Origin of the sequence: Acidiphilium sp. JA12-A1, from assembly GCF_000724705.2 — a bacterium.
Classification (GTDB): domain Bacteria; phylum Pseudomonadota; class Alphaproteobacteria; order Acetobacterales; family Acetobacteraceae; genus Acidiphilium; species Acidiphilium multivorum.
Map to the genome: position 1 here is coordinate 1 of NZ_JFHO01000214.1, position 472 is coordinate 472.

Consider the following 472-nt stretch of genomic DNA (forward strand, 5'->3'; position numbering starts at 1 on the left):
GGAGGAGGGCGGCGATCTCGTCGGCGAAGAGGATCAGCAGACCGTCGAGCCAGCGGGCGACGTCGGAGGGTTCGGCATCGTGCAGGCCGGGGCGGCGCAGCCGGGCGATGAGCGCGGGCGCGGGCTGCCAGACCTCGCCGGTGACCCAGCGGTTGGTGGTGAAGAGGCGGAGCGGCAGGCCCCGCGCATCGACCGAGATGCCGGCGAGATGGGAAAATCCGGCGGACCCGGCGGGCGGCGGCACGAAGATGTGGAAATGGCCGTGCTCGGCGGCGGGGCGCTGGCGGGCGGCGTGGGCGTGGTAGAAGAAGCGCCACGCGCTGGCGGGGGCGATGGCGTCGGGCTGCGGGTAGTGCGCCCATTCGACGAATTCGCCGCCGGGGCCGAGCAGGCGGGCGGGCGCGCTTTCGCCGCGCGCGGCCCAGGCGGCGATCTGGCCGACGACGGCCTCGGCCACCGCGGCGAGCGAGGG

The 472-nt window shown here is 75.8% G+C and carries 1 protein-coding gene; it reads right to left on the reverse strand.

Annotated features, from left to right (window positions below; translation table 11 throughout):
- Positions 1-472, reverse strand: a 472-nt coding sequence (locus RT91_RS22060) for a DUF6969 family protein (RefSeq protein WP_051788407.1), incomplete at both ends; no start/stop codon positions are given.